Here is a 23,956-nt window from a genome sequence, read left to right as displayed (position 1 = left end):
CTCTACCGACGCCCGAAGGCCCTAGACACCAGCCAGCCCTCGACCATTCCGGCGAGGAAGATGCCCGCGATCGGTGCGTACTTGCGCACCGGTTCGGGCATCAGGCTCATCGCGTTCAATTCGCCGCCCATCGGGCTCGCAACAGCAGTCCTCACCGCTGTGGGCGTGTTTGGATCGGCCGTAGCCGAACCACCGAGCAGCGCACCGAGATTGACGGCGAACTGCTGCAGCACCTTGTTCGAGACCGCGACGATCGCGCCCTTGCCGAACGAGACGATCTTTCCGCTGATAACCAGATCGGTGTTCAACGTCAACCGCGAGCGGTCGCCGATCGCCTCGACCGACAGATCCACCTGAGCCTCGGCATCGCCGTTTCCGTGCGAGTCCGCGCCCTTGGCTTCGAGTGAGAGCGTGCGGGTCTCGGCGTCGACGTCGAGGAACCGAATGGTGCCGGCGTACGAGGCGCTGATCGGCCCGACCTTCACTTTGACTCCGCCGAGAAAAGTCTCGCCGTCCTTGCCGGTGATGGCGGCACCCGGCACACAGGTCGCCACCTTCTCGACGTCGTTGATCAGCCGAAAGACGTCATCGGCCGATGCGTCGATCTCGAGGGTATTGGTCAGTATCACTGGGAAACTCCGTTCACACAGCCGACGCAGCGGCGCTGTTCGGCGCACGAGTCGATGGCCTCGACGATGGTCTGGTATCCGGTGCAGCGGCAGTAGTTCGAGGCGACCACCTCGCGGATCTCCTCCTTGGTGGCGTCCGGATGCTCGGCGAGATAGCCCTCGGCCAACATCAGAAATCCAGGCGTGCAGAATCCGCACTGCAGGCCGTGGTGGTCTGCGAATGCCTGCTGCAGGTCACTCAATTCGCCGTCCCGGCCGAGTGATTCGACGGTCCGGATCTCCGAACTCTCGACCTGCGCCGCGAAGGTCAGGCAGGCGCGAGCCGGTTTGCCGTCGATCAGAACGGTGCAGGCACCGCACACGCCGTGCTCGCAACCCACGTGAGTTCCGGTCAGCTGCAGGTCGTGCCGTAGCACGTCGACCAGGGTGCGGCGTGGTTCGCTGATCACTTCGTGCTCGATACCGTTGACGGTCAGTTCGATCAGTTGCTTGTTGCTCATGGCCTTCCCTTCGCCAGTGCCGCCTGTACTGCGACGGGAGTGATCGGTGTGTCGTTCAGTTCCACTCCGGTGGAACGTAATCCGTCGTTGACTGCATTGAGGACCGCGGCCGGTGCGCCGATCGTTCCACCCTCACCTGCCCCTTTGGCTCCGGATTCGGTGAACAGGCAGGGAGTTTCGAGGTGATGGATCTCGATGTCGGGAATCTCGCACGCCGTCGGCACCTTGTAGTCGATGAAGCTGGCGCACAGCGGGTTTCCATTCTCGTCGTACGACACCTGCTCGAACAACGCACCTGCGATACCCTGCGCGATCCCGCCGCGGCACTGGCCCTCGACGATCTTCGGATTGATCGCGACTCCGCAGTCCTCGACACAGACGTACTTCAGGATCTCCACTTGTCCGGTGCCCTCGTGCAATTCGACGACGACGCCGTGGGTGGCGTTGGAGAACGTGCCGTCGTTGAACACGTCGAAACTCGCCGTCGCGGACAACCCCGGCTCGACCCCCTTGGGCAGCAACTGCGCCTTCAGATACGCGACGTCGGCGATGTCCCGGTAGGTGACGTACTTCGAGTGGTCGTCACGCTGACGCACCCGCCCCGAGGCCAGCTCGACGTTGTCGTCGCGAGTCTCCAGCAGGTGCGCGGCGATCTCACACAGCTTGTCTCCCAATTTGGTCGACGCCAGCGCCACCGCACTGCCGCCGATGGTGATCGAGCGAGAGGCGAACGATCCGAAGCCGTAGGTGATCCGGTCGGTGTCGCCCTGCACGATCTTGACCTGATCGACCGTGATTCCCAGTCGGTCGGCCACGATCTGAGCCATGGTGGTCTCGTGGCTCTGGCCGTGGCTCATCGTTCCGGTCGTCACGACAACGGTGCCGGAGGTGTCCATCCTGACCTCCGAGATGTCGAATCCCGGGACCACGTTCATCTTGCGGGCCGCAAAGGCGCTGCTGCCGTAGCCCGTCCGCTCGCTGAAGCACGAGTACCCGATGCCGATGTGTCGGCCGTCGGCGGTAGCGCGCTCCTGAAGGTCGTACCAACCGCCGTCGCGCAGCGTCTGCTCGCACAGGTTCAGCGCCTCGAGGTACGAGCCCGGGTCGTAGGTGATGTTGTTGACGCCGGTGTACGGGAAGGCGGTGATGACGTTGCGACGCCTGATATCCACTGCGTCGAGAGCCAATTCGCGGGCTGCTCGCTCGTACAGTCGCTCCATCACCATGACGTACTGCGGCCGGGACACCCCTCGGTACGGCGCGGTCGGTGCCTTGTTGCTGAACACGGAACGGCCCCGCACCCGATATGCCGGAACCTGATACACCCCCGGCATTTCGGCCGAGGCCATGAGCGGCTCGATGCCCGCGGTGAAGGGGTAACACGAGTACGCACCCATGTCGCACACGACATCGGCGTCGAGGCCGAGAATGTGCCCCTCGGAATCGAACGCGGCCCGCACGTCGTACTGCTGCTCGCGTGCCAGGAACGATGCCGTCAGTGCGTCCTTGCGATCCTCGATCCACTTGACGGGACGACGGAGCTTCAATGCAGCTGCCGCGACGGCGATCTCCTCACGGCCGACGACGCACTTCTGTCCGAACCCGCCGCCCATGTCGGGCACGACGACCCGAACCTGGCGTTCGTCGAGACCGAGGCACTGTGCGGTGACGGTGCGAACCTGGTGCGGGACCTGCGTGCAGATGTAGATGATCAACTGCTCGTCGCGGTCGTCCCAGTACGCGATGCATCCGCGGGTCTCGAGCGGCAGTGCGTTCTGACGCCCCGTTCTGGACTGCACGGACACCACGGTGTGCGCGTCGTGAAAGATCTCGTCGATGCCCTCGGTGGCGAACATCTGCACGTCCACGACGGTGTTGTTCGGAACCGAATCGTGAACCAGGGGCACGCCCTCGGACATGGCCTGATCTGCGGAGGTGACGGCGGCGACGGTCCGGTAGGACACCCGGGCTGCTTCGAGTCCGTCCTCGACGCTGTACGCATCGGCGGCGACGACGATGGCCAGCGGCTCACCGACGTAACGTACGACGTCGTGCGCCAGGACGGGCATGTCGGTGGGCACGAATTCGCTGAGCGGACGGGATAGTTCCGCTCGAATCGGCCGCAGGTCCAAGTCCGCCGCGGTGAAGACGCGGTGTACCCCCTCGACCCCGGTGACATCACCGACATCGAGACCCGTGATGTGGCCGGCCGCCACGGTGCTGCGCACGAACTGGGCGTGCAGCATGCCCGGCATCGCGATGTCGTCGACGAATCTGCCGCGGCCGGTGAGCAATCGAGGGTCCTCGCGGCGTGCGACCGAGGTGCCGACGAACTTGGGTGTGAGAACCTGATCGACGCTCATGTGGGCACCCCCTGCGATACCAGTGCGTCGCTGCAGGCTTCGGCCACCAAGGTGCGCACCAGGGTGCGTCGATACTCGGCGGTGACCATGCCCTCGTCCTCCAATTCCAGTGCCTCGGCTGCGGCGTCCGCACAGTCGCCGAACGTTCCACCGGCGGCCAGAACGGCCTCGCCTGCGGACGATCGGACGGGAGTCGCGCCCACTCCCGCGAGAGCGACGCGTCCACCCACCACGGCCACACCGTCCAGATCGAGGGATACGGCCGCGCCCACGATCGCAAAATCACCCTGTCGCTCGGCATACTCGGTCACCGCAGCGTGTGGTGCCGGGTTCGGGAACACGATCTCGACGATCATCTCGTCGAACGCGAGATCGGTGGAGTAGTACCCGAAGAAGAACGAGTTTGCCTCGACGGTTCGCCGCCCCCGCACGCTCTCTACGACGATGCGGGCGTCGAGCAGGATGGCGAGCAAGCACCATTCCGCGGTGGCGTCCGCATGAGCGATGCTGCCCCCGACGGTGCCGCGTGTACGGATCGGATAGTGCCCCACCCACCGCATGGCCTCGCGAAGAACAGCGAAGTCTGTTCCCACATCGCCGGATTCGACGTCGTGGTGGGTGGTGAGCGCTCCGATGTGCAGGCCGTCGGATTCGCGCTTGATGTAGCTCAGAGTGTTCAACCCACCCACGTCGACCAGATGTCCGGGCCGGGCGAGGCGGAAGTTCATCATGGCGACCAGGGACTGGCCTCCGGCGATGATCTTCGCGTCCTCGCCCAGCTCGGCCAGCAGCCGCACTGCACCCGAGACATCGCGCGCCCGGTGGTAGTCGAACTGTGCGGGCTTCATCAGACCCGAGCCTCGCCTGCGACGACGTCGGCGGGTTCGTCGACGAGGGTGTCGAGTTCGCGCCCCTTGGTCTCCGGTGCGAAGTAGGCCATCCAGATCACCGCGAACAACACGAACGCGGTGACGATGCCGAAGGTCAACGGAAGACCCAGGATCGGCCACATGACCGAACCGAACAGGAGAGGAGCGAATCCAGTGGCCACCCGACTGACCGAGGATGCGTAGCCGAATCCCGAGGCGCGAATGTTGGTGGGGTACAACTCGGAGACGTAGCAGTACAGCACCGGGATGGTCAGCTGGATGACGAATCCGAAGATGCCCAGCCAGATCAGCGCCGCAGACTGGATGTCGAGCATGACAGCGAACATGACCAACGCACTGCCGGCGACAGGACCCGACAACCCGATGACCCACTTGCGGCCGAATATCTCGACGATGAACGCGGACGTGAGCACGCCGACGATGCCGACGCCGGTCATGAGCGTCGTACCGGCGAAGGCTGCAAATTCTCCGTAGCCCTCGGCCCGGAGGATGGACGGCATCCAGCTGAGCGCTGCGTAGTAGAGCAGCATGATCGACACGAACAGCATCCAGGCCGCGGCGGTGATGCGTGGGCTGTAACGCCAGACCGATTTCAGCTGTGTCAGAGCCGCTTTCATGCCACCCGGCCCCTTCGGTGCCGTATCGGCGACGATGACGTAGTCGACGGCCTCGGATCCGGTGCGGGTGACCATGTCGTCGATGACGGCGCGGGCCTCGACCTCACGTCCGACCTTGGCGAGGTAGATCGGCGACTCGGGGATGCCGCGTCGAACCCAGAACAGCAGCAGCGCTGGCAAAACCATGAACAGCAGCATGTAGCGCCAACGAACGTCTCCGTCGATCGGGACGAGAAGCGTGGCGACGACGCCGCAGATGGTGGCACCGATGGGCCACCAGACATCCATCGCGGACAGAATTTTGCCGCGAATGCGGCGTGGTGAGAATTCGCTGACCAACGCGTAGTCCACCGGGATGCAGCCGCCGAGACCGAACCCGGCCAGGAACCGCAGGATGATGAAGATCTCGAAGCTCGGCGCGAAAGCGCCGAGGACCGAGAACAGCGCAAAGATCAACAGCGTCAACGAGAATGCGCGCTTACGCCCGACTCGGTCGGCGATCGTTCCCCACACGACGGCACCGACGGCCATGCCGATCAGGTTGCCGGTGGCGACGAGCCCGCGCTCGGCCTGGGAGAGGTCCCAATAGCTGCCGAGCAGCGGAGTCAAGAATCCGTTCAGCGCCACATCCCAGGCGTCGAACATGTAGCCCAGCCCGCCGATGATGAAGATCTTGCCCTGCACACCCCATTTCCAGGGGAGCTCCTGTACTACCTGATCACCAGTCTTCATCGCAGCCTCCGGCGCGGTGTTGTGGTCCGAGGTCGTCATCGGACGAACGAGTAATGGAATTTCTCGTCGTCGCTGTCGTCGAGCGGAGTACCGCTCCACAGCCAGTCGTACGAGATGTCGGACTCCCCATCGAACGACGCCAGTGTCGCGTCCCGCTTCTGCTGCTCGGGTCCATCGGGTATGTGGTAGAAAGTCTTGTTCTGGAGGCTCGCGTCCTGCACCATCCGCGCGTGTCGGGCCCGGCGAAAGACGTAGCGCGCCAACGCGTCGTCGATTCCGCTCGAGGTCACCTTCGCGAGTTCCTCGGCCAGCACGGCGGCGTCCTCCATGGCCTGCGACGCACCTTGCGCCTGGTACGGCAGCATGGCGTGGCAGGCATCGCCCAGCAGCGCGACGCGGCCGTCGGTCCAACGCGGGTCAGGCCTGCGGTAGTAGAGCGCCTGGCACAGCACGTTCTCGTCGGCCTTCGACAACATTGCGTGGGCGCGGTCGTCCCAGTCCGGGAACGTCCCCATCAGCTCCTCGGGCCCGACGAGCCGCGGCCCGCCGTCGCGAACCTCGTCGGTACACGGGGCCAGCGCAACGACATTGAGGTACTCACCGTTACGGATCATGTAATGCACCAGGTGTCGGTCGGGTCCATACCAGATGGTGCTCTGGTATCGGTCGACGAGCCAGCGGGTGGCCGGGTCCTTGACGATGCGATCACCCGGAATCAAGGCGCGATAGGCCATTTCACCGGAGAAGACGAGAGTATCGGGAAGACCGATCAGATCGCGCACGGTCGAACGAATACCGTCGGCTCCGATGAGCAGGTCCGATTCGTAGCGTCTTCCGGTTCCGGTCACCGCGACGGGCCGCGTCGGATTCGTTCGATCGACCTCGACGACCTTCGCGTCGGTCTCGAACACCACCATCGGGCCCGGGCCGTCGGGGTCGAGGCACTGCGCATGAATGGCCGAATGCAGGTCTGCGCGGTGGTAGTGCCAGTACGGCGCATTGAATGTCTTCTTGCAGTACTCGCCGAGGGCGGTGAGCGCAATGACTTTGCCGTTCTCCCACCGCCTGCGCACCTGGTCCATCGGCTCGGTCTTGATCGCTTCCAGCTTGTCACGCATCCCGAGTGCGATGAGGATCCGGCTGGCGTTGGGAGCGGTCTGAATTCCTGCACCCACCTCGCCCAATTCGGCTGCGGCTTCGAGCACCGTCACCTGGATGCCCCTGTGCCGCAGAGAAAGCGCCGCAGTCAGCCCACCCAAACCGCCGCCCGCGATCACCACTTCGATCGGTGCCATGTCAGCTCTCCACCAATCGACCCTCGGTGACGACATCGATGCCGTCGATCGATACGGTGCAGGCGCGCATTCCGATGTCCAGGTGCGCGTAGGAGTCTCGGCCGAGTACGGGATGCGGGCCGGTGGACCACAGGAAGCTGCCGGCGAACGCTCGGGCGTCCATACCCATGATGTCGTCCTTGCCGTACATCGCCGCAGCGAACCAGTCGCCGGTCTTCATCAGCCCCCAGCCCATGTGAGACAGGTAGCGCGCCCACTTGTCGTTCGAGTCCGCGAAGAACATGTTGAGCAATGCAGCTTCACCGCCGCCGGTCACCTCGTCGATGTGGCCGTTGGTGACCGTCAGCGTCGTCTCGTCCCGGACGTATTCCTTGAACGGCAACAAGATATCGCCCTCGGAGAGCACGATCTTTCCATTCGAGATCTCCGGCCAACACAACACCATGGTGGACGGCCAGTGATCCCAGCGGCCCTTGTCGTCGGCGAAGCCCACCTGGAACTCGGGCTGCGAATTGCTCAGCTGAACGGTCAGATCGGTGCCTGCGTCGTTGGTGATGCGCATGGTCGAGCCGCTGCGGATCAGATCCACCCCTGCCTGGACCCGTTCCTTGTCGCCGTCCTGCGGCATGTTCCGGATCAACACGTCCGGGGCGTCGCAGACGAAGATGATGCGTGTGCCGGCAGCCAGAATTTCCTGCTGAATGGGCGCATGGATGAAGCCCTCACTGGTGAGGTCTACCACCAGGTCTGCACCCTTGAGCATGTCCTGAGCCACCGAACTGTTCATGACCGAGACAAGGCCGGGGCCCGCACCGGTGTGGGTGCTGGGCATCGGTGCGGGGCTGCCGCCCGGGACGGTGGCCGCGAGTACCTGTGCGCCCAGGCTCTGGGCCGCTCCGAAAGCAGCCGAGATGTAGTCACCACGGCTCGACGGTTCCGCGAGAATCACCACCTGTTCTCCGGGCTGAACTTTGCACAGCTCGAGCTGACGGGTGAAGGCGCGCAACAGATCAGCTGATCGCAGATCGAACATCTCGGTTCCTCTCGTGATCGTTCTCGGTCGTTCGTGTCTCGGTGATACCGCCCAGTCGGGCAAGATCTTTCAGATAGGGCACTTCGTCGCGTGCGTCTTGCAGTTCGCGTCTGGAGACCGTCGCCGAGACCGATCCGACGGTCTCGGCCATCTCGACGATGGTGCGGCCCTGCGGCCCGACAATGACGCTGTGTCCGGCGAACCGCGGTCCGTCGCCGGTCTGCCCGGTGAGCCCCGCTGCGGCCACGACAACACCGTTCTCGAGTGCGCGTGATCGTGTGAGCAGCTTCCACACGTGCAGGCGGACGTGACCGAAGGCCGACGGCACGGCGATGATATCGGCTCCTCGCTGCACCAGATCGCGGACGGTCTCGGGAAACCCTGCCTCGTAACAGATCACGACGCCGATGGATCCGAACGGGGTGTCGACCAGCAGACCGCTCTGCGCACCCGGGGTGAACACCGTGTTCTCACGGTCCCACAGAAACCGCTTGTGTCCCAGGGCAAGCAGACCGTCCGGACCCACGACGAGTGAGCTGTCGAAGACGACTCCCTCGGAATCGCGGAACACCATTGCCGTCACCAGAACCGTATCGGTCTCGGCGGCGAGTTCGCCGAGCGCGATCGATGTGCGGCCGGGCACCGACTCGGCCATCGCGTCGATGCTGCCGAGATCGTAACCACTGGCGAACAGTTCGGGCAGCACGATCACCTTGGAGCCACCAGCGGCGAGAACACGAACTTCCGAGCTCACCGCGTCGATATTCTGCTGCCAGGCACCGGTTCGCGAACTGGTTTGCACCACAGCGATATCGAACGTATCGACCACCCGCCGAGTGTCGACGCCGCGCAGATGCGCCGAGGTGGTCATTGCGCCACTCGATTCATGTCGGTTGTGTAGAACGGGCCGGCCAACCTGCCGAGGAATCGGTGTTCGAGCGTGTCGACGTGCAGATCGTCGGTGAGCAAGCCCGGTCTGCTGGTCACCGTCGTGACGGTCCCGAGCACGAGAGTGTCGGAACCGAGTGCGATTTCCTGGAGCGTCCGGCATTCGAGAGAGACCAGGGATTCGAGCACCGACGGAGCCGAGACAGACACCGATGGAACGGCCGTCATGTGCGAGAGCTCGAACTCGTCGACGTCCGCGTCCACTGTCGCGAAACTTGCGGTCACCGCGTTCACAGTCTCCGCCGACGGGATGTTGACGACGAATTCGCCGGTGTCGCGAATGTTGACCAACGTGTCCTTGAATTCGCCTGGAAAGCCGATGCGCTCACCGATGGAGATCATCAGGGTGGCCGGGTTCCGTGAGGCGACGTTGAAGAAGCTGAACGGTGCCAGGTTGCGAACGCCGGTGCTGGACACCGTGGAGATCCAGGCGATCGGGCGTGGCTGCACCGCACAGGACAGGAGTTTGTACACATCCCCCGAGGACATCGAATCGATGTCGTGGCGGGTGCGGTCCGTGAGCTCCAGAGAGTCGCCTACCTGGGAAGTCATCGACACGAGCCTTCTTTCGATTGCGTTGCAACCGGTCGTGCAACCGATTGCGTTGCTCTGACGATAGAGGGGTTTCACGCTCGATGTCGAGCATTGGCCAACAAATCGAGGACCAATTAATGGCACTGTTACACGGGCACCGGCCGCGTAACCTCCGCCTTACTCTCCGCGCAGACCGGCTCGCGCAGAATCGGCTGCACTGCCGGGCCGACGCGGGGGCCCGTACCCCTCCGACGTCCCGTCCACGATGCGAACCTCGTCTTCCCACGGCACTCGATAGGTTCCGGCCGCCAGATCACGGACGAAGGTGTACGGGCAGTCCTGCGCGCCACCGGCCAACGCCGTGTACCCGCGGTGTCCGAGCTGATAGATGTTGTTCTCCACGCCCCACTCCCGCCGAGCAGCGTCGGCGCGAGCCGGTTCGATCGACACCGTCACCACCCGATCGGGGGTGGAGTCGCCGCGCTCGACGATCGTGCCCTCGAAGTCGCACACCATCGCCTCACCCATGGACGGAATACCGTTGCCGTCCTCCCCGGCCAAACAGACCGAGGCCGTGTACGCCAGGTTGTGGAATGCATTGGCCTCGTTGGTGATACGCCAAGACTGCCGAAGCGGGAACTTGTACCCGGCCGTGCGCAGCAGCACATTGGCACCGCGGTAGCTCGCCTCCCGCGCCATCTCGGGGAACATCCCGTCATGACAGATCAACAGCGACAGCACCGAACCCTTCGGTCCCGCGCAGACCGGTAGGCCGATGTCGCCCGGCTCCCAGGGCTCCTTGGGCGTCCAGGGATGAAGTTTGCGAACGTACAGGGCTATCTCACCCTGATCGTCGACGATGATTCCGGAGTTGAACGGTGCTCCGCCGGGGTTGCGTTCCATGATGCTGAAGCACCCCCAGACCTGCGACTCGCGGCACGCCGCACGCAATCGCTCCACCTGCGGACCGTCCATGTCGCACATCACCTCGTCGGACGCCCACGAGGACTTCCGCAGGCCGTGCAACGAATACTCCGGGAACACAACGAGGTCGAGCGCTGCGAACCCGGCCTTCGCCTCACACAGTTGCCTGCACACACGATCGGTCGTCTCGTCCACATCGGCCATGCTGGTGATCAGCGGAACCTGCTGCTGCACCAAGCCGAGAGTGAGAGACGTCGGCGATGGATTGAGACCACCCAAACCTGTCATCAGAAGTCCGTTCCTCGGGGGCAACTTATTGCGCAAGCGATTGCGCACGGTGCTAGCTTAGGTGCCAGCAGTGGTCGGGGCAGGTCCGACGGATGATCGAGGGGAACCGCCAGTGGACAGCACCAGTTCGGGGAGCGTCACGCTCAAAACGGTCGCGGCTGCTGCGGGAGTGCATGTCTCGACCGTCTCCCGAGCGCTGCGCCGCGTCGCGCTCGACCCGGCCGGCGCCAGTGCCGGAGATCTGCGACTGTTCGAGCTGGCCCGCGAGATGGACTACGTGCCCAATCCCAACGCGGCGAGTCTGACCACGAAGAAATCCACCGCCTTCGGCGTCCTGGTGCCACGACTGACGGATGTGGTTCTCTCCGCGATGTACGACGCCATCGAGGAAACGGCCAACCGGGCAGGCTACGAGACGTTCGTCGCGAACACCCACGACGATCCGGTGCAGCAGCGGCGACGAATAGACCTTCTCCTCGGCCGCAACGTCGACGGACTGATCTTCGGAGACGCCCGCCTCGACAGTGAGAACCTCGAGAACCTCGATCGTCGGGGGATCAAATTCGTCCTCATCAGCCGCCGATACCCCGGGATGGCGTCGGTGACGTGCGACGACCATCGCGGCGGCTATCTGGCCGGCGAACACCTCGCCCGACTCGGCCACACTCGCGTGGGCATCGTGTCGGGTCCGGCCTGGGCCAGCACTGGAATCGACCGGCTCGATGGCTGCCGCGCAGCTCTGCACGACGCGGGCATCGACGTCCCGGACGAGTACGTTCGGGAAGAGGGGTTCGATCCCGATGCCGGAAGGCGCGGGGCGAGCGCCCTTCTGGCGCTGCCGACTCCCCCGACGGCCATCTTCGCGACCAACGATTTCAGCGCCATCGGAGTGCTCGGCGTGCTGCGTGAGTCGGGGCTGCAGCCAGGACGCGACGTAGCCGTCGTCGGCTACAACGACATCTCGATCTGCAGCGAGTTGACCGTTCCGCTGACGACGATTCACAGCCCACACCGCGAAATCGGGACGCGCGCAGCAGAAATGCTGCTGGCGGTCACCCATGGACTTCCGGTGTCCTCGATGGCGTTGACACCGACGCTCGTCGTGCGCGACTCGACGGTTCCGGGACGGACTCGCCTCTCACCCGTCGAGAGGCCGCCCGCGGATCAACGCGTCGGTACGTGACCGAGGTGGAGCCGTCGCCGGTCCTCGCTCGGTGACCGCAAGTGCTGCAGCAGCATTGGCCCGCAGCGCCGCGTCGTACAGACCGAGCCCACGGGAGAGTCCCGCCAACAACACCCCGGCGTGAGCATCGCCCGCACCGTTCGAGTCCACCGCCTGCACCTCGAACCCCGGAACCGATTGCGATGTTCGTCCACCGCCCGCGATTCGACAACCGTCCGGACCGGTACGGAGTACCACCGCCGCATCGGGCCGCACCCTCGTCACCAATTCGGCCGCGATGGAGTCGATATCGACCTCATCCGTCATGAGCATGCCCTCGCGTAGATTCACGCTCACGATGTCGGCACGGGCGAGAACGGCGTCCACCACGTCGCGGTTCAGCGTGGCGATCAATGGGGACGGATCGAACAGCACCGTGACGTCCGCGGGAAGCGTCGGTAGCCACGCGGTCAGTGCCGCGGCGTTGCTCTCGTGCGCCAACCCGTAGCCGGTGACGTACACCAAGTCCGCACTCCGTACCCCTGCCGCCTCGAGATCTCCGATGCTCAGTTCCGCCTCGGCCCCCGGGTAGGTCACGAACGTGCGCTCGGTGTTCGCATCGACGAGCGCGATGCAGAATCCCGAGTCCTGATCAGCCGGAACGCTATTGACGACGACGGCCCCGCTGGAAGACAGAGCTTCACGGACGATCGAACCGTAGTGGCCGGACCCGTATCTGCCGGCGAAGATCACCGGCAGGTCGTCACGGATCGCGGCGACCATCACATTGAGCCCACCGCCCGCGGTCTCGTTCAGTGACGTCGCCACGACGTCACCTCCCGGAACCGGCACTTCGGGTACGGCCATCACCACGTCGACGATCACTTGACCGGTGTGGATCAATCGCGGAGTCACCGAGAAACCGTCTCGGTTCGCCGCGCTCCACCGGTGACGAGATAGAGCCCGGCGGCGATCACGAACGACGCCACCCAGCCGAGTCCGTTGTCACCGATCCAGCTGCCGGACAGCGGTCCGGTGTAGATCACGTCGCCGTCCACCGTGATCGCCGTGAACAGGAAGCCCACCACGATTCCCGCCGCCCAGCTCGCGAAGGCGTACCAGTTGACTCCGCCGGTGTACCAGTAGCGACTGGTGTTGCCCACGTTCATGATCGATGCCGCGTCGTACGTCTTTCGTTTGATCATGTCGGACATGAACACTCCGAGCCACGCGGTGAGCGGAACCGCGAGAACCGAGATGAACGTGATGAACGGGCCGTAGAAACCGTCGGAGATCAGCATGAAGTAGATGGCGCCGACGAACGTGACGAACACGTCGACTCCGACCGCATAGACCCGCTTGATCCGAAAACCGAGGGTCAACGTCGTGAGACTGGCCGAATACACCGAAAGATGGTTGGACAACAGCAATCCGCCGAATGCGGTGATCAGATACGGAACCGCCATCCAAGCAGGCAGAATTTCTCGGATTGCCGCAACCGGATCCGATGCGGACGCAAGGCTGTTGTCGCCTGCCGACAACAGCGCGCCGAGTCCGATCAGCAGAACGAGAGGAATTCCGGCTCCGGCCGCGCTGGAGAGCACCAACGAGCCGGCTCCCACACTCTTTCGCTGATATCGCGACATGTCGGCTCCGGCATTCGCCCAGCCGATACCTGTTCCGGCAGCGATGGTTCCGACCCCGATGACCATCGCGCTGATGGATCCGGCTGGAGTACTGGTCACTGCAGTCCAGTCGACGGTGGCGATCAGGAAGATCGCGACGAAGATGTTCAGCGCACCGAAGATCCACGTCGACCAGCGTTGAATGACGAGGATCGCCGCATGCCCCAGACCGCTGACCACGAGTGTCAGCACGATGAAGACGACGATGGAGACGATCGTGACGACGGCATGATCCTTCGCGACGCCGGATCCACCGAAGATCAGTGTGAAGATCGACAGCAGCACAAATGCCGCGGTCGTGGTGTTGACGGTTTCCCAGCCGAGTCGCGACATCAGTGAGACCAGAGTGGGTCCGATGTTTCCGCGCACCCCGAAGGTTGCCCGCGACAACGTGAGACTGGGTGCCCCGCCACGTTTGCCGGCAATCGACACGATTCCGACGATGGCGAACGAACCCGCCGCGCCCACCAGCGCGACAATCAATGCTTGCCAGATGTTCAGACCGGTGAAGACCACCAGGGTTGCCCCGAGCGGTAGACCGAGAATGGAGATGTTCGCGGCGAACCACACCCAGAACAACTGCAGCGGGTTACCGTTGCGCTCGTCGTCCGGAACGGGCTCGATCCCCCGAGTTTCCAGCGACAATACGTCGACTGTCGTGTCCGATGCAGACGTGGAAGCGGATGAGGTCATGGTTGTGCTCCAAGGGTGAGTCGAACTGTGTCAGTTCGTGTTACGGAGAGCGAGCAGTCGATCGACGATGGGCTCCAGATCGAGCGTGTTCACGTCGGTTACCGTTCGTATCGCTTCGCCGGGCCACGCTGCCAGGCCACCGACGGCACCGCGGACAGCACCTGCTATCGCTGCGATGGTGTCGGTGTCGCCGCCGATGGTGGCGGCTGCCAGTACGACGTCCCACGGGTCGTCGTACGCAACGGCCAAAGCGAAGGCCGCTACCACTGATTCCTGTGACGCGACGGACGTGCCGATGACGTCTGCCACTGTGTCCGTGATGTGCACGTCGGCGGAGTTACCGACCAGCTCGACTGCCCAACGAATACGGGCTGCGATGTTTCCGCCGGCGACCCAATATCCACGGGTGGCCCCCTCGGTGGCGGCGGCGACACCGATGTCGACCGCCTCATGCAAATCCGCACCTGCGATCCCGGCGCTGATGGCACCGGCAACCGCTGCGGCGGAGGCTATTCCGAGAGAGGTGTTGTGGGTGACGAAGCTGCAACTGTAGATAGCGTCGACGAATGGCACGATACCGCCGTCCAACGATGCCGCAATTGCCGCGGGTGTGATTCGCATGGCAGCACCGTTGGTGCTGCCGAACTTGCCCGCCTCGTTCGGGTCCGAGCCGTCGAGTATTCGTTCCACGGCTCGCTTGGTGGACGGTCCCAGCAGATCCAGCGATCCGCGCGCGGACATCTCGGACTCCCATGCGATCAAGGCGCGGGCGAAAGCCGAGGGATCGACCACACCGTTACCGTCGACGATCAACTGCGCCAGCATGATCGCTTGCTCGGTATCGTCGGTGATCGAGCCTGCCGACATACCGTGCGCGATGAGCTGACGGGGACCGGCGTCGACGAATCCGCGCAACTGTCCGTAATCCTCGACGATGTCCTCCCGGCGCATCGATTGCGTCGGCATTCCCAGGGCATCGCCCAGCGCCAGTCCGTAGAAGGCCCCGAGGGCGCGATCACGCGAAGTAGACATGTACACAATCCTTGCCGGTGAGGCGATGAGATGGATCAGGAGTTGAAGGTGAGATGGAGCCGAAAGCGATCGGGTGCAAGGAGACTGACGACTTTTTCGACGAATCGACCCGATGCGTCCCGACTGACCCGGATGCTGTGCAGGTAGGGAGTGCCTACCGGCACTTCGAGAACTGCCGCGTCGGCCGAGTCCACCGGAACCACCGACACCCACTGCTCGCCACTGGCCGCCACGAGCCCCGCGGACCTCAAGGTTGCCGTCAGTGAGTCCCCCGCCAATCCGTTCTCTGGCAGGTCCGCGAGCGTTCCCAGTGCCGGAATACGGCTGCGCTCCAACGACACCGGACGCCCATCGACCACGTGTCGCACTCGATCGACGGCAACGAAGTTCAGAGTTGGAGTTCCGGCCTCGGCAGCCAGTTCCGGGTCCACGATGCGCTCGATGCGGAGAGTGCGAGTGTGCATCTCGACACCGGCAGACGACAGCGCCCGAGCCCAACCGTCTGCGGTCTCGATCTGATGGCCGTCGAAGGTGACGAGCGATCCTATGCCGCTGCGTTTTTCGATCAGCTTCTGATCTTCCAATGCACTGAGCGCAGAACGAATGGTTCCGCGGCTGACCGAGAACTCGCGGGCAAGTTCGTTCTCTCCTGGCAGGAACGAGCCGGAGGGGATGTCGCCGGACTCGATGGTGTTCTTGAGCGAGGCGAGCACCTGGTGACGCTTGTGCCGCGCACGCTCCGATGTGCGCTGGGTCATAGCGGGCTCGGTCATGTCAGTACCGTACATCGCAAAAGTGAACCTGTACAGAGCCTGTTCATTTTTGCCGAACTCTCCAGCGGACGACATGTCGGGACATCCCCAGTCTTCGATGGGTGCTGGCCGGAATATCGCCACGTGACGGAGATCGCGTCGGGCCTCTACCTGGTCTTTCCTCTTGCGGTACCGATCGTGCTGCACTTCTATGTTTGATACGCCCTCGGCACAGGGAAGGCGTCGAACTGGCGCACGTGAGGCACATCGATCCGAACGCGCCACTACATCCGAGGAGAATTTCACATGCCCACCACAGTGGCCGATCAGCTCGTTCGAGGACTCGTCGACGCCGGCGTACAACGCATCTACGGCATCGTCGGCGACAGTCTCAATCCTGTGGTCGACGCAGTGCGTCGCACCGGCGGATCGGCCAAGGGCGGCATCGACTGGATTCATGTACGCCACGAGGAGGCCGCTGCGTTCGCTGCTTCCGCCGACGCGCAAACCACCGGCGCGCTGGCCGTGTGTGCGGGTTCGTGCGGCCCGGGCAACTTGCATCTGATCAACGGCCTGTTCGACGCACACCGTTCCGGCGCACCGGTTCTGGCGATCGCGTCGCACATTCCCAGCAGTGAGATCGGCTCGGGCTACTTCCAGGAGACACACCCCGATCGACTCTTCGGCGAATGCTCGCTCTACAACGAGTTCATCTCCACCGCGGAGCAGGCACCTCGGGTGTTCCGTGCGGCGATCAATGCCGCCATCACCGGGGGCGGGGTGTCTGTTCTGACGCTCCCGGGCGATATCGCTGAGCTGTCGGCCGCCGGAACGATGGACCCCATCGCCATTCCCTCGGCACCGATCGTCACACCGCCCGCGGCGGACATCCAGACACTGGCCGACGCCATCAACAACGCCGAGAAAGTTGCCATCTTCGCCGGTTACGGCGTCAAGGGTGCCCATGACGAGGTGGTCGCATTCGCCGACACCATCGGCGCTCCCGTCGGACATTCGTTGCGCGGCAAGGAGTTCATCCAGTACGACAACCCATACGACGTCGGCATGACGGGGCTGCTCGGGTACGGAGCTGCGCATGCCGGGATCCACGACGCCGATCTGCTCATCCTGCTCGGCACCGACTTTCCGTATCAGCAGTTCCTTCCCGAGGACGTCACGACCGCGCAGATCGACATCGATCCCACCAAGCTGGGACGTCGAACCTCGGTGCAGTACCCGATCCACGGTGATGTTCGGGCAACCTTGAATGCGTTGCAGCCATTGGTCACTCGCAAGACCGACCGCCGCTACGTGGAGAAGTGGGTCGACAAGCACAACGACCTGATGGGGAAGACCGTCGGCGCGTACACCCGCAACGCCGAGAAGCTCGTTCCGATCCACCCCGAGTACGCCGCATCGGTTCTCGACGACCTTGCTGCCGACGACGCAGTGTTCACCACCGACACCGGCATGTGCAACGTGTGGACCGCGCGCTACATCAACCCAACCGGCAGAAGAGCTTTCGTCGCGTCGATGCTGCACGGATCCATGGCCAACGCGTTGCCACACGCCATCGGAGCGCAGTTCGCCAACCCGGGCCGCCAGGTTGTCTCGATCTCCGGCGACGGCGGCTTCTCGATGCTGCTCTCCGAACTCCTCACAGTCGCGATGTACAAGCTGCCCGTCAAGATCGTGCTGTTCGACAATTCGACGCTCGGCATGGTCAAGGCCGAGATGCTCGTCGACGGCCTACCCGACTTCGGCGTCGACGTGCCCCAGGTCGACTACACGGGCATCGCCGCCGCAGCGGGTCTTCACGCGCAACGCGTCGAGAAGCCCGAGGACATCCGCGGCGCGCTCGAAGCTGCTTTTGCGGTCGACGGCCCGGCACTGGTCCAGTTGATCACCGATCCGCTCGCGCTGTCCGTTCCGCCGACCATCACCGGGGAGCAGATCAAGGGGTTTGCACTCGCGATGAGCAAGGTCGTCCTCAACGGCGGCGTCGGCGAGGCGGTTCGAATGGCGAAGTCGAATCTGCGCAACGTGCCCCGGCCGTAGTCGCACCTCTCGACATCGGCGCGACGGGTTACCCGCGAGGTCTCGCTCGTAGCGCCGAGTTCTGTCGCAGGTGCCTCGATCCACCGGTCGACGTCCGGCCGACACCGAGCGTCGATCGCCAGGTTTGCGGCTATTCTCGACGGACCGCCCAAACCGGACATCACGATCCGGGAATCGACCGTTCGGAAGGCACCACCATGGCCATCGACTACACCCGCAAGCCCTCGACCGGGCAATCCTCGGCGTCGCAGGCCGGTGCTCCCGTCAGTCTGAGCAAAGTGACGCTGTCCAAGGCGTCGCCGACGATCAGCCTCACCAAGTCCGGCGAGAAGCAGGGTTCGATGCGGGTCAACCTGAACTGGTCCACCGGCGCACCCGCTGCACAGCCGAAGAAGAAGGGCTTCCTGGCCAAGCTGGCTGCCGCGTCGTACGGTTCGGGCGGAGTCGATCTCGACCTCGGGTGCCTCTACGAATTGCGCGACGGCTCCAAAGGCGTCGTACAGGCGCTCGGCAACAGCTTCGGTTCGCTGCAGGATGCGCCGTTCATCGCTCTCGACGGCGACGACCGTTCCGGTTCGGTCAGCGGCGGCGAGAACATGCACATCAATCTCGCCCACCCCGAGAAGTTCGCCCGCATCCTGATCTTCGCGATGATCTACGACGGCGCACCGAACTGGGCGGCCGTCGACGGAGTGGTGACGCTGTACCCCACCAGCGGACCGCAGGTGGAGGTACGACTCGACTCGGCCGAGAACTCTGCGCGGATCTGCTCGATCGCATTGTTGGAGAACACGTCTGCCGGAATCACGGTCACCCGTGAGGTCGAGTACATCCAGGGTAGCCAGGCCGACCTGGACAAGAAGTACGGTTGGGGACTGCGCTGGGCGGCGGGGCGCAAGTAGTCAGAGAGGTTGCGGCGGAGTCATTTCCAGCCGGACGCCGATCAGTCGAACCTCTCGATTGTGGTCGAGGCGATCGACGAGGGCCACTGCAGCCGAGGTCAGAATCTCCGGATCGAAGGTCGGCGCTCCGGCGATCGGCGCGCTGACGGTATGCGTCTCGAACGGTGCGTAGCGTATCTTCAGTGCCGCTCGCACGGCCGGCCGGTTCTCGGCTTCGATGTCTGCCAACACTTTCGACGTCAGAGCCGCGACCTCTTGCCGAATCACGGCCCAATCGGCGACGTTGGTCTGGAACGTGACTTCGCGACTGTGTGATCGCGCTACCCACGGCTCGGACGTGACCGGCGCGAGATCGATACCCCGCCCCTTCGTACCGAGCCAGGGGCCGATCTTCGGTCCGAACGCCGCAGCCAGGTCCGCATCGTCGGCATCGGCCAATTCACGAACGGTCGAGATGCCCAGTGCGGTCAGCCTCTTCGAGATCTTCTTGCCGATCCCCCACAGCGCGTCGGTACCACGCTCACCCATCACCTCGAACCAATTGCTCTGTGTCAGGCGGTAGATGCCCTGCGGTTTGTCGAAGTCGGTGGCGATCTTGGCTCGTAACTTGTTGTCTCCGATGCCGACCGAGCAATGCAACCCTGTCGCGTCGAACACCGCGTCGTGCACTGTCTTGGCGAAGCGCTCCGGGTCATCGGTCTCGACACCGAGAAATGCTTCGTCCCAGCCGATCACCTCGACTACGACACCCAACGTCCGCAGCGTGTCCATCACCATCGCCGACGCCTCGTCGTATGCCGGTTTGTCGACCGGGAGAAAGACCGCGTCGGGGATCTTCTTCGCGGCAATGCGCAGCGGCATCCCGGAACCGACACCCTTGGCCCTCGCCTCGTACGACGCCGTCGAGACCACACCGCGCTCGGTGGGATCTCCCCTACCGCCGACCACCACGGCTTTGCCTACCAGATCGGGGTTGCGCAGCACTTCGACGGCAGCGATGAACTGGTCGAGGTCGACGTGCAGTACCCATCGGCGACGCCCTGGGTCGGTTGGGGTGCTCCCGGTCATGGTGCCCAGTGTGCCCGTGGTGTCTCATGGCGCAATGACCAAATCGATATCTCGCACCATCGGCCGGGTCGTACTCGGGGCGTTCCTCGTCTTCGCCGGCCTGAGCCACCTGTTCTGGGCACGCAGTACGTTCGCAGCCCAGGTGCCCGGGTGGGTGCCACTGAGCACCGACTTCGTTGTGCTGGCTTCGGGGGTCGTCGAGATCGTGCTCGGGCTGGCACTGCTGTTCTGGACTGCTCGCGCACCGCTCGTCGGCTGGGTGGTCGCGGCCTTCTTCGTCGCGGTGTTCCCCGGCAACATTTCACAGTTCGTCACGCACACCGACGCGTTCGGCCTCGACTCCGACACGGCACGAGGAATCCGATTGCTGTTCCAGCCACTGTTGATCCTGTGGGCGCTGTGGTGCACCGGGGCATGGGCGCAGTATCGACTGTCACGACACGGGCGCAGCCGGAGTCAGTAGGCGGACCGCTGCCCGGCCGGAACAATGCCGTGGTGCAACTGCGCCACGTCGGGGTGTGCTCGTGTGCGGGACTTCCATGCGTTCTCGCCGTAGGTGCTGTAGATGGGGTTGTCGGGGTCGTTCTCGACTCCCCGTGAATGCTGCGCCAATTCGGCAGGCAGTTCGATGACCGGTACGACGGCATCGAGCGCCGGGCTCAGGAAATGCGGCACCGACACTCGGTCGGTGCCGGGGCCGGGTGCGACCACCCGGTGCCGCGTGGCCCGGAGGTAACCACCGGTCGCCACTTCCAACAATTCGCCGATGTTGACGATGAATGCCCCGGCCAACGGCGGCACATCGATCCACGTATCGGGAGTCGTCTCCACCTGCAGTCCGGACGAATCCGGTTCGACGAGGAGCAGCGTCAGCACTCCGGAATCCTTGTGTGCGCCGACGCCCTGCGAGTGGTCAGGCGTGCCCGGGTAGCGCACGACCTTCATCAGGGTCGCGGGTGCGGTGGCGAAAGCCTCGTCGAACACATTCTCGGGGGCTCCGAGGGATTGCGCCCAATGCCGTAGAAGACGAAGTCCGAGACCGGACACCGTGCGTTCCCAGTCCTCGAACGTCTCTCTGAATCCGGGGGGCTGTGACGGCCACAGATTAGGACCCTGAAGGTTCCAGTACCCCTCGGCCCCATCGAGTGCCGGCCGTTCGGGCCCGATGTCGATCTGCTCCCGCCAATCCACTCGGCCGTTGGTCAGCTCTCCGCCCACCCGCGAATAGCCGCGGAAATGAGGGCTCTTCAGCTGACTGATCTCGTCTTTGACATCGTCCGACACAGCAAAGAACTCCCGTGCCAGACGCAGCACGTCGTGCATTCGCTCGGTCTCGATCCCGTGCCCGACAAGGTAGAAGAAGCCCGACCGATGGGCGGCCTCGCGTAGTGCCCGCTCGAACGCGGAGGGGTCCTTTTCGGCCGAAGCAAGATCGAGAACAGGAAGCATGCTCGCGATTGTCCTCCCCACCTGACGCGTCGGCCAGCACTGTTGAGGTTCCGTGAATATCCATGCGCGAATGCCACACTGGACGCCATGAGCCATGGAGCACTCGACATCACAGTCGTCGGTCACGGCGCAGCCACCTATCCGCCCGAGCAGTGCACGCTGTCGCTGACCGTCCGTGCCGACGGACGAACGGCGGAGTCGGCGTCCGAGCCGGCCCAACAACTCGTCCGCGAGCTGACGCGTCTTGTCGAGCCGCTCTACAGCAGCGACGGCGGCCCCATCGATCGATGGTCCGTCGATCAGGTGCGGCACTCGCGGAACCGGCCGTTCAACCACGACGGCGAGCAGCTGCCGTACGTCTACCAGGCGGAGGCGTCGGTGGAAGTACAGTTCAGCCAGCTCGACCTCGTCGATGCCTTCGTCTACGCAGCCTCTGCGCTCGAGGGTGTGTCGATCGATCACTTCGATTGGGACCTGACCGAATCGAGCCGGATCTCGCACACGCTGGCAGTACGCGAACTCGCCGTTCAGGACGCGGTGGCCAAGGCCGAGGCTTACGCGTCGAGCCTGGGGAGAGCGAGCGTGCACGCCGTCGCGATAGCCGATCCAGGTCTGCTGCCGGGGACCGCCGAGCACGGCGGCCCCGACGCCTCGCCTCGCATGTTCGCCGCGAAGTCGGCCCCGGCCGGGTTCGCGCTCAAACCCGAGAACATCACGATCGTTGCGAGCGTGCACGCCCGATTCACCGCTACCTGACTCCGCGCGCATACGCTCGAACCATGAATCGAGACGATGCCCGACGCCTCTGGCCGCGGCCACCGCTGTTGCCTCGTCCGATCCTGATGGGTCAGCGCTGGGAACGGCTGGTCTTCTTGCATTGGCAAGTCCCGAGTTCGGCCGTCGCCCCGCTGCTTCCCGAAGGATGTGAACCGGACGAGTTCGACGGTTCGACCTGGGTCGGCCTGATCGGCTTTCACATGGTCGGTGCCGGACTCGGATATCGGCACCCGGTTCCGTACTTCGGTACGTTCGGGGAGATCAACGTCCGGCTCTACTCCGTCGACGCAGAGGGTCGACGCGGCGTCGTGTTCAGATCGCTGGAGGCTTCCCGACTAGCAGTCGTGTTGGGCACCAACGTCGCCCGCATTCCGTATCGCTGGGCATCGATCGACATCGACGACGACACCACCACGATCGGCTACCGCAGCAAGCGGCTCGCTCCCCCGCATCGTGGTGCCACGACCGATTTCGGAATCGTCCGAGGAACACGCGATATGTCCGAGAACTCACTGGCCGTGTTCCTCACCGCGCGCTGGGGGTTGCACACCTCGCTGGCCGGCCGGCTGCTGTACGTACCGAACGTGCACCGACACTGGAACCTGGTCGATGCCGAACTGACCCACTGCTCCGACGAACTCGTTGCTGCGGCAGGCCTGCCCGGCGTCAGCACACGACCGCCGGACTCGGTGCTGTATTCACCGGGAGTCGAAACCCAGTTCGGAAAGCCCTACGCGGTTCGCGGCCGATAGAAGATCACGTGTCCCGAGGACAGCTCGACTACCCAATCGCCGTGGGCCTCGTCGCCTTCTTCGGAGCTCGAGCTCGACGTGACGCTCTCCCGCAAGACGAGATAGCCGGAATCGAGCGGAAGGTCGAACAACAGCTTTGTGCCGTCCGAGAATTCGACAGCCGGCTCGTCACCCGTCGACAACCGAACCACAGTGGCTCCGATGGACGGGAGACCTTCGACGGTCGGCCCCTCCGTACTGGGGTGCTCCGGGGCCGGCCACGACTCGACGGCTCCATCCGGTCCGCACAGGACGGTGGACCCGTCTGCGGCGCAATACTCCCAGGATTCGACTTCGTCGCGGGGACGAGCCACCACTGTGTGCCCGCCGGCGAACGCCATTCGCAGCACGCCCGATCGGTCGTAGTCGACGTCCGAGCACAGGAGACCGTGCAAGGCCGCGAAGGCCCGTAAACCTTCGAACTGATTGTCTTCGTCGACCGTGAGGTCATCGATCACCACTTCGCTGAAGGAAACGGTGGCTCCATCGTCGAATTCGATGGTCAGATCGAAATCGAGCAGAATTCTGCTGACACGGTGCTGATCGACGGCGAGTTTCATCGACTTCGACTGTGCCACAGAACCGAGTCCCGGTACACAACCGAGCACGGCAGACCCGAGGAGTCGGGCTGGAGAGTCGTCGATGTCGCGATCGGTGCGCACGGGTTCGGTTGTGGGGGTGGTGGTTTCGAAATGCGTAATGCCCCCGACCGTGAGGTCGGGGGCATTACGGAATGTTGTGTTCGGCGGTGTCCTACTCTCCCACACCCTGTCGAGTGCAGTACCATCGGCGCTGGAGGGCTTAGCTTCCGGGTTCGGAATGGGACCGGGCGTT

Annotated in this window: 23 protein-coding genes and 1 rRNA gene; 6 read left to right on the top strand and 18 right to left on the bottom strand. The window is 64.1% G+C overall.

What is annotated here, in order from left to right:
* Nucleotides 1–2: 2 nt before the first annotated feature.
* The 10 genes from CH294_RS17675 to CH294_RS17630 form a co-directional block, all read right to left on the bottom strand.
* Nucleotides 3–629: an SRPBCC family protein gene (locus CH294_RS17675; RefSeq protein ID WP_032402924.1), complete on the bottom strand. Its 627-nt coding sequence runs from the start codon at nt 627–629 to the stop codon at nt 3–5.
* The gene (locus CH294_RS17670) at nt 626–1,129 is read right to left on the bottom strand and encodes a (2Fe-2S)-binding protein (protein ID WP_094619576.1); all 504 of its coding nucleotides are present in this window, start codon (nt 1,127–1,129) and stop codon (nt 626–628) included. Before CH294_RS17670 ends, CH294_RS17675 begins: the two co-directional genes overlap by 4 nt.
* A complete protein-coding gene (locus CH294_RS17665; RefSeq protein WP_094738667.1) occupies nt 1,126–3,492 on the bottom strand; it encodes a xanthine dehydrogenase family protein molybdopterin-binding subunit in 2,367 nt (788 codons plus the stop codon). Before CH294_RS17665 ends, CH294_RS17670 begins: the two co-directional genes overlap by 4 nt.
* Nucleotides 3,489–4,340: an FAD binding domain-containing protein gene (locus CH294_RS17660; protein WP_094738666.1), complete on the bottom strand. Its 852-nt coding sequence runs from the start codon at nt 4,338–4,340 to the stop codon at nt 3,489–3,491. The genes CH294_RS17665 and CH294_RS17660 overlap by 4 nt, the downstream gene beginning before the upstream one ends.
* On the bottom strand, nt 4,340–5,770 hold the full coding sequence (locus CH294_RS17655) for an MFS transporter (protein ID WP_230592455.1): 1,431 nt from the start codon (nt 5,768–5,770) through the stop codon (nt 4,340–4,342). The genes CH294_RS17660 and CH294_RS17655 overlap by 1 nt, the downstream gene beginning before the upstream one ends.
* Nucleotides 5,767–7,026 carry an FAD-dependent monooxygenase gene (locus tag CH294_RS17650; protein WP_037148522.1) on the bottom strand — a complete coding sequence of 420 codons (1,260 nt, stop codon included), beginning with the start codon at nt 7,024–7,026 and terminating at the stop codon, nt 5,767–5,769. Before CH294_RS17650 ends, CH294_RS17655 begins: the two co-directional genes overlap by 4 nt.
* A 1-nt stretch (nt 7,027) precedes the next feature.
* Nucleotides 7,028–8,059: a hypothetical protein gene (locus tag CH294_RS17645; RefSeq protein WP_032402929.1), complete on the bottom strand. Its 1,032-nt coding sequence runs from the start codon at nt 8,057–8,059 to the stop codon at nt 7,028–7,030.
* A complete protein-coding gene (locus CH294_RS17640) occupies nt 8,037–8,930 on the bottom strand; it encodes a carbon-nitrogen hydrolase family protein (protein WP_052077594.1) in 894 nt (297 codons plus the stop codon). The genes CH294_RS17645 and CH294_RS17640 overlap by 23 nt, the downstream gene beginning before the upstream one ends.
* The gene (locus tag CH294_RS17635; protein ID WP_052058148.1) at nt 8,927–9,559 is read right to left on the bottom strand and encodes a flavin reductase family protein; all 633 of its coding nucleotides are present in this window, start codon (nt 9,557–9,559) and stop codon (nt 8,927–8,929) included. The genes CH294_RS17640 and CH294_RS17635 overlap by 4 nt, the downstream gene beginning before the upstream one ends.
* 159 nt (nt 9,560–9,718) lie before the next feature.
* Nucleotides 9,719–10,753, bottom strand: coding sequence for a formamidase (locus tag CH294_RS17630; protein ID WP_094738665.1), 1,035 nt, complete (start codon nt 10,751–10,753; stop codon nt 9,719–9,721).
* Nucleotides 10,754–10,865: 112 nt separating this feature from the next.
* Between CH294_RS17630 and CH294_RS17625 the strand changes: the two genes are divergently transcribed.
* Complete coding sequence (locus CH294_RS17625) at nt 10,866–11,936, top strand: LacI family DNA-binding transcriptional regulator (RefSeq protein WP_094738664.1); 1,071 nt, start codon at nt 10,866–10,868, stop codon at nt 11,934–11,936.
* Here CH294_RS17625 and CH294_RS17620 read toward each other — a convergent pair.
* The 4 genes from CH294_RS17620 to CH294_RS17605 are packed head-to-tail and all read right to left on the bottom strand — an operon-like array spanning nt 11,892 to nt 16,098.
* A complete protein-coding gene (locus tag CH294_RS17620) occupies nt 11,892–12,830 on the bottom strand; it encodes a PfkB family carbohydrate kinase (RefSeq protein ID WP_037148526.1) in 939 nt (312 codons plus the stop codon). The two genes, CH294_RS17625 and CH294_RS17620, sit on opposite strands and share 45 nt — an antisense overlap.
* Entirely contained in the window at nt 12,827–14,293 is a 1,467-nt protein-coding gene (locus tag CH294_RS17615) for a cytosine permease (RefSeq protein WP_032402932.1), read from the bottom strand. Before CH294_RS17615 ends, CH294_RS17620 begins: the two co-directional genes overlap by 4 nt.
* Before the next feature lie 30 nt (nt 14,294–14,323).
* A complete protein-coding gene (locus CH294_RS17610; RefSeq protein ID WP_094738663.1) occupies nt 14,324–15,325 on the bottom strand; it encodes an ADP-ribosylglycohydrolase family protein in 1,002 nt (333 codons plus the stop codon).
* A gap of 35 nt (nt 15,326–15,360) precedes the next feature.
* Nucleotides 15,361–16,098, bottom strand: coding sequence for a GntR family transcriptional regulator (locus CH294_RS17605; RefSeq protein WP_165430224.1), 738 nt, complete (start codon nt 16,096–16,098; stop codon nt 15,361–15,363).
* Nucleotides 16,099–16,383: 285 nt separating this feature from the next.
* Here CH294_RS17605 and CH294_RS17600 point away from each other — a divergent pair, with 285 nt between their 5' ends.
* Together CH294_RS17600 and CH294_RS17595 are read left to right on the top strand one after the other, a co-directional pair.
* Nucleotides 16,384–18,135: a pyruvate dehydrogenase gene (locus CH294_RS17600; RefSeq protein WP_094738661.1), complete on the top strand. Its 1,752-nt coding sequence runs from the start codon at nt 16,384–16,386 to the stop codon at nt 18,133–18,135.
* 197 nt (nt 18,136–18,332) lie between these two features.
* Nucleotides 18,333–19,037 (top strand): tellurium resistance protein, encoded by a 705-nt coding sequence (locus tag CH294_RS17595; RefSeq protein WP_094738660.1) that lies wholly within the window; start codon nt 18,333–18,335, stop codon nt 19,035–19,037.
* Here the strand turns inward: CH294_RS17595 and CH294_RS17590 are convergent, their stop codons facing one another.
* The gene (locus CH294_RS17590) at nt 19,038–20,105 is read right to left on the bottom strand and encodes a DNA polymerase IV (protein ID WP_094609815.1); all 1,068 of its coding nucleotides are present in this window, start codon (nt 20,103–20,105) and stop codon (nt 19,038–19,040) included.
* A 34-nt stretch (nt 20,106–20,139) separates the two neighbouring features.
* Between CH294_RS17590 and CH294_RS17585 the strand changes: the two genes are divergently transcribed.
* Entirely contained in the window at nt 20,140–20,568 is a 429-nt protein-coding gene (locus tag CH294_RS17585) for a DoxX family membrane protein (RefSeq protein ID WP_032402959.1), read from the top strand.
* On the opposite strand, the gene CH294_RS17580 is transcribed toward CH294_RS17585, so the two are convergent.
* Nucleotides 20,562–21,554 (bottom strand): 2-oxoglutarate and iron-dependent oxygenase domain-containing protein, encoded by a 993-nt coding sequence (locus CH294_RS17580; protein WP_094738659.1) that lies wholly within the window; start codon nt 21,552–21,554, stop codon nt 20,562–20,564. The genes CH294_RS17585 and CH294_RS17580 overlap by 7 nt on opposite strands.
* Before the next feature lie 87 nt (nt 21,555–21,641).
* On the opposite strand from CH294_RS17580, the gene CH294_RS17575 reads away from it, so the two are divergent.
* Nucleotides 21,642–22,310, top strand: a complete 669-nt coding sequence (locus CH294_RS17575; protein ID WP_094738658.1) for an SIMPL domain-containing protein — start codon at nt 21,642–21,644, stop codon at nt 22,308–22,310.
* 23 nt (nt 22,311–22,333) lie between these two features.
* Nucleotides 22,334–23,083 carry a DUF2071 domain-containing protein gene (locus CH294_RS17570; RefSeq protein ID WP_249305356.1) on the top strand — a complete coding sequence of 250 codons (750 nt, stop codon included), beginning with the start codon at nt 22,334–22,336 and terminating at the stop codon, nt 23,081–23,083.
* On the opposite strand, the gene CH294_RS17565 is transcribed toward CH294_RS17570, so the two are convergent.
* Complete coding sequence (locus CH294_RS17565) at nt 23,062–23,682, bottom strand: DUF6188 family protein (protein ID WP_212709809.1); 621 nt, start codon at nt 23,680–23,682, stop codon at nt 23,062–23,064. The genes CH294_RS17570 and CH294_RS17565 overlap by 22 nt on opposite strands.
* A 180-nt stretch (nt 23,683–23,862) precedes the next feature.
* Nucleotides 23,863–23,956 (bottom strand): 5S ribosomal RNA (gene rrf / locus CH294_RS17560); the annotation flags it as partial.

This window comes from Rhodococcus sp. 14-2483-1-1 (assembly GCF_002259335.1).
Classification (GTDB): domain Bacteria; phylum Actinomycetota; class Actinomycetes; order Mycobacteriales; family Mycobacteriaceae; genus Rhodococcoides.
This window is presented reverse-complemented; position numbering and strand designations above follow the sequence as displayed.